At 73.2% G+C, this 10,301-nt stretch carries 2 protein-coding genes; both read right to left on the bottom strand.

Annotation, left to right across the window (positions count from 1 at the left end; translation table 11 throughout):
* Nucleotides 1–953 (bottom strand): condensation domain-containing protein (locus VF542_RS13355; RefSeq protein ID WP_408652196.1); only part of this gene is annotated, 953 nt, incomplete at its 3' end.
* Nucleotides 950–10,243, bottom strand: coding sequence for an amino acid adenylation domain-containing protein (locus VF542_RS13350; protein WP_408652195.1), 9,294 nt, complete (start codon nucleotides 10,241–10,243; stop codon nucleotides 950–952). The genes VF542_RS13350 and VF542_RS13355, both read right to left, overlap by 4 nt.
* Between the last annotated feature and the right edge of the window lie 58 nt (nucleotides 10,244–10,301).

The following is a 10,301-nucleotide window of genomic DNA, read 5'->3' as shown; positions in this document are numbered from 1 at the left end:
GTCATGAACAGCGTCGCGTCGCCGGCCCGGCCGACCGCGTGCAGGCCGCGCAGCGTGCCGGCGCCGGCGGTGACGCTCAGCCGGTCCCCCCGGAAGCGCTGCACGGCCAGCCGGGGCCGATCGGTGGGCAGCGCCAGCAGGGTCGGCGCATCGGCGAGGTGGGACGTCCAGTACTCCAGGTCGCCACCGTGCTCGTGCTCTCGCTGCCACAGCGCGTAGTCCGGGTACTGGACGGCGAGCTCGGGCAGTGGCGACGGCCGGCCCTGCAGGTACGCCGCGTACAGCTCGCCCACCTCGTGCACCAGGATGCCGATCGACCAGCCGTCGGCGACGATGTGGTGGACGTTGACCAGCCAGCGGTAGCGGTCCTCGGCCAGCTTCAGCAGGCTGGTACGCAGCAGCGGGCCGCTGGCCAGGTCGAACGGCGCCTGCGCGTCGGCCTCGGTGATCTCGCGGGCCCGGTCCAGCCGCTCGGCTGCCGGCAGCCCCGTCAGGTCGATCACCGGCATCGGCACCGGGGCCGCCGGCCGGACCAGCTGGCAGGGCTCGCCGTCGACGAGCGGGAACACGGTGCGCAGCGACTCGTGCCGGCGGGCCACCTCGGACACCGCGCGGTGCAGCGCCGCCACGTCGAGCGCACCGGTGAACTCGAACGCGGACGGGTTGTTGTAGAAGGGGTTTCCGGGTGCCAGCTGATCGAGGTACCAGAGCTGGCGCTGGGAGTGCGACAGCGGCAGCGGCGCGTCCGAGGCCGGCCGCCTGGTGATCCGCCCGGTACCGGCCGGCCGCTCGCCGCTCAGGATGGCGATCAGCTGCTGCTTGTGCCGCTTGAGCTCGGCGAGGCGTTCGGCGGTGAGGAAGCCCTTGGGCGCGGTACACCGCAGCTTGCCGTCGGCCACCTCGAGGCCGACTGCATGGCGGTTGAACAGCTCCAGCAGTTCGTAGGCGTTCATATCTCGATCTGTTCCATCTCGACATCGCCGCCGACATCGCTGGTGTCCACATCGCTGGCGTCGACAGTGCCGGTATCGGCACCGCCGGTGTCGGGGCCAGCGGTCCCCAGGTGATGGAGTGGGATGTCGCTTCCTCTGATACCGCCGGCCGGCCGGGGCGCCGGCAGGCCGCCCACCATCGAGTAGATCAGCCGGTGGGTCGGGCCCAGTTCCAGCAGCGGATCGAGTTCGGCCCGTTCCACCGAGCCGATGCCACACAGCCCCAAGCCCTGCTCGGGCGCGGCCATGGTCAGCAGCTGTGCCATCGCGCCGGCCTCGATCTGGCAGAAGCCGAGGCTTTCCGACCCGTACAGCGGTTCGATGGCGGCCAGGTCGGCGACCAGGAACAGCGCGAAGGCCGCCGCCGAGAACACCGGCCGGTTGACGAAGTAGTCATAGGCGTCCGGGCTCAGCGTCCGGCCGAGGCCCACCGCCACCAGCTGGTGCGCGCCGGGGTCGTAGTAGTAGGCGCCGCCGGCCACGCCGGCCACCCGCTCGGGCTTGACATAGAGGTAGGTCTGCACCGGGTAGCTGCTGCCGGCCGAGCCGTACAGGTACTTCCCCCGGCCGTCCAGCTCGCGCTGGGAGAGCCACGCCAGCAGCTCGGCCAGTGCCCGCGCCGGGACGGGCTCGGTGTCGAACTGCCGTACCGAGCGCAGCTCGCCATAGCGGCGGGCGAAGCGCGGATCGGTGGGTGCGGCCAGCGCGACGGCCGGCGCGCCGGGGTCGAAGCTGCGCCGGCCGAGGCCCGCTGCCTTGAACTCCTGGCGGGCCTGCGGGTCCTCCACGACGGCCGCGTTGGTCTGGGCGGCGATCGCCCGGGCGGCGATCTGCTGCTCGCGGTCGTGCCGGCGATACATCTCCAACAGCTCGGTCAGGGTGGGCTTGCGCATGAGCTGGGCCAGCTGCGGCCGGAAGCCCAGCTCGCTGGACAGCGCGTTGGCGATCCGCACCACATCGATCGAGGTGGCTCCGAGTTGCAGCAGGTTCGCATCCGCCGCGATGCCCGGCTGATCGAGCACGCCCTCGACGATGGCCACCAGCCGGGACTCGGCCGGCGTCCCTGGAAGCTGCTGTCCGGCCGGCTGCCCGCTTGCCGGGCCCGGCTCGGCCAGCCGGCTCCGGTCGACCTTCCCGTTCGCGGACAAGGGCAACGCGTCGAGGAAGGTGATGGTGGCCGGCACCATGTAGCCGGGAAGTTTGCGGGCCAGGTACTCAGCCAACTCCTTCGCCAACTCCTCAGAATGCACTCGCTCGCCGCTCCTGCCGCACGCGACCACATCGCTCGCGGCCACATCGCTCGCGACCGCATCGCTCGCGACCGCGCCGCTCGCCACCACATAGCCGGCCAGCCGCTTGTCGCCGTGCGCCTCGCCCCAGACCCGAACGGCGGCGGCCCGGACCGCCGGGTGTGCCTCCAGCGCCGCCTCGATCTCGCCCAGCTCGACCCGGTAGCCGTGCACCTTGACCTGGCCGTCCTCGCGGCCCAGGAACTCGATGTTGCCGTCCGGCAGCCGGCGGCCGAGGTCACCGGTCCGGTAGAGCCGCTCCCCGGTGTCCGGGTGGGTGATGAAGCTCGCCGCGGTGCGGGCCTCGTCGCGCCAGTACCCCATGGCCAGGCCGACACCGCCGATGTAGAGCTGGCCCGGCACCCAGGTGGGCCGTGGTCGCAGGGCGTCGTCGAGCACGTGGAACTGCTGGTTCGCCAGCGGCTTGCCGTACGGAATGCTGCGCCAGTCGGGATCGATCTCCCCGATCGGGTAAGTGATCGACCAGATCGAGGCCTCGGTGGCGCCGCCCAGGCTGTGCACCTGGGCCCCGGGCGCCAGCCGGCGGAACCGGCCGGGCAGCGCCAGCGGGATCCAGTCCCCGGAGAGCATCGCCAGCCGCAGCGACGGCGGCAACGCCCGGCTGCCCTCGGCGTACTCGACGAGCATGCCGAGCAGCGTCGGCACCGAGTTCCAGATGGTGACGCCGTGCCGGTCCAGCAGCTCGAGCCAGTGCGCCGGGTCACCAGCCAGCTCCGGCGCCAGGATCACCACCGCGGCGCCCGCGGCCAGGGTTGCGAAGAAGTCGAACACCGACAGGTCGAAGCTCAGCGAGGACAGCGCCAGCACCCGGTCGGCCGGCCCGACGGCGAACCGGGAGTTGATGTCGAGCAGGGTGTTCACCGCGCCCCGGTGGTCGATCATCACGCCCTTGGGTTGCCCGGTGGAGCCGGAGGTGTAGATGACGTAGGCCAGGTCCTCCCCGGTCCGGGGCACCGGCTGCCAGTCCGGGCCGCCGTCGCCGCAGGAAGCCTCATCGACCACCAGCGGGGAAACGCCCGCAGGCAGCGGCGCGGTCTGGCCGGGCTGCACCAGTACCAGCCTGGACTCGGTCCGCTCCAGCAGGTGGGCCACCCGCTCGGCCGGCAGCGCCGGGTCGATCGGCAGGTAGGCACCGCCGGCGTACAGGACGGCCAGGGTGGCGACCACCTGCTCCCAGCCGCGCTGCATGCTGACCGCGACCAGCTCGCCGGGCCGCACCCCGGCTGCCTGCAGCCGCCCGGCCAGCTGCCGCGCCTCGCGGTCCAGTTCGGCGTAGCTCAGCTGCCGGTCCGGGGCCAGTACGGCGATCGAGTCCGGGCTGGCCTGCGCCTGGCGCTGGAACGGCTCGTGCAGCAGTGGCAGCTCTGTCGCAAGCGCTTGACCGGACGGCTCCAACCGGGCCAGCGGCAGCAGCTCCGGCACGGTGGCCTGCCAGGCGGCGGGATCGGCCAGCCGCTGCAGCACCGAGCAGTAGGCGCCGAACATCTCGGCGACCAGGCCCTCGCCGAACAGCTCGTCGATGCTGTCCCAGTTGAACTGCAGCCGGCCCTGCACCTCGAACACCGTGTGGTCGATCCAGACCTGCGGGGTCTGGGTGATGCTGTGCACCGTCTCGCCACCCAGGGCCCGGGCCAGGTCCCCTTCGGTGAACTGGCTCTGTCCGGGAGTGTTGTCGGCCATGCCCACCGTGCTGTTGAACACCACCGGCATCGCGCCCGGCTGGGTGCCACGAGCCTTGGACAGCTCGCGCACCACCAGCACGCCGCTCATCGCCGAGTGGTCCATGTCCTGCCAGAGCCGGTCCTGGATCGCGCGGGCCTGGTCGGCGAAGCCGGCGCCGGCCGCCACCTCCACCTCCACCAGCACCAGCGAGGTGAAGTCGCCCAGTACCGAGTTGATGTCGGGGTGCAGCGGCAGCCGGTTGAACAGCGGCAGGCTCAGGGTGAAGCGGGGCTGCCGGCTCCACAGCGCCAGCACCTGGGCGAACGCGGTCAGCAGCAGCGTCGAGGCGGTGACGCCGTGCCGGCCGGCGATCGCCTTCAGCGCGCTCCACTGCTCGGCCGGCAGCACCTGCTGGTAGCGGGTGAAGTGCGGTCGCTGGATGCTCTCGGGCTGGCGTGCCAGCGGCAGCTCCGGCGCACCGGCAAGGCTCTCGGCGCGCTGCTGCCAGTACCGCCGGGCGCGCTGGTAGCGCGGGCCCTCGCGCAGCGACCGCTCGGCCAGCACGCAGTCGCGGAAGGTCACCCGCACCGGCGGCAACTCGGCGTCCGGGTCGGTGTAGAGCTGGGCCAGCTCGCGCTCCAGCAGGTCGGTGCTCGCGGCGTCGAGGATCAGGGCATCGGTGCTCAGGTGCAGCCGGACCTCGCCGTCGAGCAACGTCACGGCGAACTCGAACAGCGGCCAGCGGCCGGCGTCCAGCAGCTGGTGCGACATCCGGTCCCGGATCTCGGCCAGCCGGCGGGCCGCCTCCGCCGGCTCCAGGCGGCGCAGGTCGTGCCGGGCCATCCGGTACGGCGGCACCGCCGCCAGCACCCGCTGGGTTCCGTCGGCGGCGAACACCGCGCGCAGCATGTCGTGCCGCTCGATCAGCCGGTTGAGTGCCCGGCTGAACCGGTCGGAGTCGAACTCGGGCAGCCGGATCTCTTCATAGCCGTGCGCGCCGACCCCGCCGAGGCCCATCGAGGACTCGCGGCCCACCCAGTACGCCTGCTGCATGTCGGTCAGGCCGAACGGCTGGTAGCGCCCGGCCGGGTCCGGCTCCAGCCGCGGCAGCACCAGGGCGACGTCCCGGTCGTCGCCGTCCCTGCCGTCGTCGCCGGCGGCGTCGAGCTCGGCGGCGAGGCCGGCCAGCACCGGGTGCTGGAACAGCGTGCGCAGGCTCAGCCGCGCCGGCATCCGCTGGTTGATGGCCGCGATCAGCCGGGTTGCCAGCAGCGAGTGCCCGCCCAGGGCGAAGAAGTCGTCGGCGATCCCGATCCGGTCCCGGCGCAGCACCTCGGCCCAGATGGCGGCCAGCCGGATCTCGGTGTCGGTGCGCGGCGGCTGGTAGCCGGCCTCGCTGCCGGACCGGTCCGGCGCGGGCAGCGCCCGGCGGTCCAGCTTGCCGTTCACCGTCAGCGGCAGCCGGTCCAGCCGCACCCATCGGGTCGGCACCAGATGGCCGGGCAGCCGCTGCGCCAGCTGCTCCCGGACCGTCTCGACGGTGGCCGAACCGGCTTCCGAACCGGCTCCCGAACCGGCTCCCGAACCGGCTGCCGAACACACGATGTAGCCGACCAGGTGCTTCTCGCCCGGGTCGTCCTCGCGCACCAGCACGGCCGCCTCGCGCACCCCGGGAAGGGACAGCAGCGCGCTCTCCACCTCGCCCAGCTCGACCCGGAACCCGCGCACCTTCACCTGCCGGTCGGCACGGCCGGTGTAGTCCAGGCTGCCGTCGGGCCGCCGTCGGACCAGGTCGCCGGTGCGGTACATCCGCGAACCGGCCGGTCCGAACGGGTCCGGCACGAACCGCTCGGCGGTCAGCCGCGGCCGGTGCAGGTAGCCGCGGGCCAGGCTCTCCCCCGCTATGTAGAGCTCGCCGACCACGCCGACCGGAACCGGTTGCAGCCGGGCGTCCAGCACGTACAGCCGGGTGTTGTCCACCGCCGTCCCGATCGGCGGCAGCGCCGGCCACTCGTCGGCGTCGGCGCAGCGCAGCACCTGCTGGCTGGCCACGTGCGTCTCGGTCGGCCCGTACTGGTTGTAGAACTGCGTGCCACCCAGCCGCCGCAGCCAGGACCGCAGCTCGTCGTTGACCTGCAGCGCCTCGCCGGCAGTGACGACCTCGCACCCGGAGGCCGGCCCGGGCAGGCTGTCGTCTGCCAGGCCCGCGGCCTGCTGCAGCACCGCGACCGGCAGGAAGGCCCGCTGCACGTCGTGCTCGGCGAGGAAGCGGTCGAGCCGGTCCAGCTCCTGGTGACTGCCGCCGGGCATCAGCACCAGGGTGGCGCCCTGGCACAGCGTGCTCCACACCTCCTGGAACGAGACGTCGAAGCTGATGGACGCGAACTGCAGCACCCGGGTCGCCGGCCGTCCGCCGGCGGTGCCGCGGCTCAGCTGCCACTGCACCATGTTGTCGGCGCTGCGCCAGGTCTGGGCCACGCCCTTGGGCTGTCCGGTGGAGCCGGAGGTGTAGAGGACGTAGGCCAGCTGCTCGGGCAGCCGGTGCACCGCCGGGTCCTCGACCGGCGCGCCGGCCCACGTCGCGGAGTCGGTGTCGAGGCAGAGCACCGGCAGTGAGCCCAGCGCCGCAGCCGAGTCCAGCGCCGCAGCCGAGTCCAGCGCCGCGGCCAGCGTCGCCCGGGTGCTGCTGTCGGTGAGCAGCAGCGCGGGCCGGCTGTCGCTGAGCGCGAAGGCCAGCCGCGGCACCGGGTAACCGGAATCCAGGGCAAGGTAGCCGGCGCCGGCCTTCAGCACGGCCGCCAGGGCGACGATCAGTTCAGGGCAGCGCGGCAGGCAGATCGCGACCAGGGAATCCGGCCCGACACCGCGGCTGCGCAGGTGGTGGGCGAGCTGGTTGGCGCGGGTGTCCAGCTCGGCGTAGCTCAGCCGCTCGGCGCCGGATTCCACGGCGACGGCGTCCGGGGTGGCGCTGACCTGTGCCCGGAACAGCTCGGCGATGGTGTGCTCCACCGGCCGCTCGGTCCGGTTCCAGTCGTGCACCAGCCGCCGGCGCTCGGCGGCGTCCACCAGGGCCAGGGTCGCGGCGGGCTGGGCCGGCCGGTCGGCCAGCTCTGCCAGCGCCTGGCGCAGGTACCCGGCGATCCGGCCGGCGGACTCCGGCCCGAACAGCCCGCTGGCGTATTCCAGGGTGCCGGCGATCCGGCCGGCCTCTTCGCCCAGGGACAGCGTCAGGTCGTACTTGGCCACCGTGCTCGGCGAGCCGAGCGCCCGCACCTGGATGCCGGGCAGCTCCAGTGCGGCGTTCTCGTTGTTCTGCCAGGCGAACAGCACCTGGTACACCGGCGCGTGCGCCAGGCTGCGGGCCGGGTTGACCAGCTCCACCACCTGCTCGAACGGCAGGTCCTGGTGTTCCAGCGCGGCCAGCGTCACCCCGCGGACCCGGTCCAGCAGCTCGGCGCCGGTCGGGCTGCCGGCCAGGTCAATGCGCAGCGCGAGGGTGTTGACGAAGAACCCGATCAGGCCCTCGAGCTCGGCCCGCCGGCGATTGGCGGTAGGGGTCCCGATCACCACCTCGTCCTGGCCGGACAGCCGGCTGAGCACCAGTGCCCAGCCGGCCAGCACGGTCATGAACAGGGTGCAGCCGCAGCGCTGGCTGAGTGCCTTGAGCGCGGCGGTGAGCTCGGCGTCGAGTTCCACCGGCAGCTGCCCACCGCGGTAGTCCTGCTCGGCGGGGCGTGGTTTGTCGGTGGGCAGTTCGAGCAGCGCCGGCGCGCCGGCCAGCGTGGATGTCCAGAACTCGGACTGCCGCCGCAGCACGGCACCGGAGAGCCACTGGCGCTGCCAGGCGGCGTAGTCGGCGTACTGGACCCGCAACGGCGGCAACGGATCGGGTTCGCCACGGTGCCGGGCGGCGTAGAGCACGCCCAGCTCGCGGGCCAGCACGTCCATCGACCAGCCGTCGGACATCACGTGGTGCAGGGTGAGCAGCAGGACGTGCCGGTCCGGGGCGAGCACCACCAGCCGGCCGCGGGCCAGCGGGCCCCGGGCCAGGTCGAACGGGGCGGCCGCCTCCCGCTGCCGGATGCTCGCCAGCCGGCCGGCGGCGTCGGGCTCGCCGGTCAGGTCCTCGATCCGCAGGTCGAATCCGGTACCGGCCGGGTCGATCTGCTGGACCGGTGTGCCGGAGCCGGCCACCAGCCGGGTGCGCAGCGGCTCGTGCCGGGCGGTCAGCGCGTCCAGCGCCCCGGCCAGTGCTGCCCGGTCCAGCGGGCCGTCCAGGCTGAATGCCTCCACCACGTGGTAGGCCTCGCTGCCGCCCTCCAACTGGGCCAGGAACCACAGCCGCTGCTGGGCGAACGACGGCGCCAGCGGCGCGTCCCGGTCCACCGTGGCGATAGGTGGCAGGGCGGCATCTTCGGTCGGGTGCTCGGCCAGCCACTCGGCGAGCGCCGCCACGGTGGGGGCGGTGAACAGCGCCGTGGCCGGCACCTCGCGTCCCAGCACCTCCCGGATCTTCGACACCACCCGGGCGGCCAGCAGCGAATGCCCGCCGAGGGCGAAGAAGTCGTCGTGCCTGCCGACCCGCGCGACGCCGAGCAGCTCGGTGAAGATGGCGGCGAGCCCGGTCTCCAGCGGCCCGACCGGCTCCGCGTGCTCTCCCTGGCCGAAGGCGTGGGCGTCCGGGGCCGGCAGCGCCTGCCGGTCGACCTTGCCGTTGGGCGTGAGCGGCCAGGCGGCCAACCGCACGCACGCGGCCGGCACCATGTGCCCGGGCAGCGCCTGCGCCAGCCAGTCGCGCACCGCGCCGGGGGTCGGCTCGCCGGCACTGTTCTCTCCGGCACTGTCGTTCTCGCCGCCGTCAGCCACACCGTCGCCGGCGCTGTCCCCGGTCAGGTAGTAGGCCACCAGCTGGCGGTCCCCACCGGGTGCCGTGCGGGGGACCGCCACCGCCTCCCGGACCCCCGGGCAGGCCGCCAGCCGTGCCTCGATCTCGCCCAGCTCGATCCGGAAGCCGCGCACCTTGACCTGGTAGTCGTTGCGGCCCAGGAATTCCAGGTCGCCGCCTGGCAGCCATCGCGCCAGGTCACCGGTCCGGTACAGCCGCTCGCCAGGGAAGAACGGACTGGCCAGGAAACGCTCGGCAGTGAGTTCCGTCCGGCCGAGGTAGCCGCGCGCCACCCCGGCGCCGCCGATGTACATCTCACCGGGCGCGCCCTCGGCCACCGGCCGGCCGGCCTCGTCCAGCAGGTGGATCCGCACTCCGGGCAGCGGCCGGCCGATCGGCAGCCGGTCCTGCTCGGCGGGCTCAGCGGGCAGCAGGTAGTGGGTGCTGTCGATGCAGGCCTCGGTGACGCCGTAGGCATGCACGATCCGTACCGCGGGGCCGCACAGCCGCCGCAACCGGGCAGCGCTGGCGGCCGTCCAGACGTCGGAGCCGCAGACCACCGTCCGCAGCGCCGGCAGCGGCGTGCCCGCACTCTGCCAGAAGTCCAGCAGCCCGTTCAGGACAGCGGGGACGAAGTCGGCGAAGCCGATGTCGCTGTGCCGCATCAGCGCGTGCAGGCCGGCGCCGTCGAGCAACAGCTCGGGCGGGCAGAGCACCAGCCGGCCGCCGAAGCCGAGGGCGCGGACGAGGTCGGCGGTGAACACGTCGAAGGAGAAGCCCGCCATCTGCAGGTGCGCCAGGCCCGGTCGCAGGTCCAGTTGCCGTTCCCAGGCGCCGGCGATGGCGGCCAACTGGCCGTGCTCCACCAGGACCGCCTTGGGCTGCCCGGTGGAGCCCGAGGTGTAGATGACGTACGCCAGGTGCCCGCTGTCCACGCCGATCGCCTGCGGGTCGAAGCCCTCGGACGGGGCGCCGGCCCAGGCCGCGGCGTCGGTGTCGAGGTGCAGGACCGGGGTGCCGGCGGGCAGCGCCGCGCGCAGGGTGGCCGCGGTGGCGCTGTCGGTGATCAGCAGGGCGGGCTCGCTGTCCCGCACCAGGTAGCTGAGCCGTTGGGTGGGGTAGCCGGGATCCAGGGGCAGGTAGGCGCCGCCGGCCTTGAGGACGGCGAGCAGGGCGATGATCAGCCGCGGGGTACGGGGCAGGCTGATGGCGACCGGGATGTCGGGTCCGACCCCGAGGCTGCGGAGGTGGTGCGCGAGCTGATTGGCCCGGGCATCGAGCTGGGCATAGGTCAGCTGCTCGGTGCCCGATTGGACGGCGATCGAGTTCGGGCGGGCGGCGACCTGGGCGGCGACGAGTTGGAGAAATGAGGGGGACTGCTCACTGCCGTGCAAGACCGATGCTCCCCCTCTCCGCCTCTTCATTATTGCCTGGACGTCCGAAGATTTCGGA

Origin of the sequence: Jatrophihabitans sp. (assembly GCF_036389215.1) — a bacterium.
Classification (GTDB): domain Bacteria; phylum Actinomycetota; class Actinomycetes; order Mycobacteriales; family Jatrophihabitantaceae; genus Jatrophihabitans_A.
The sequence above is the reverse complement of the archived record's forward strand: the minus strand, read 5'-3'. Positions and strand labels throughout refer to the sequence as shown.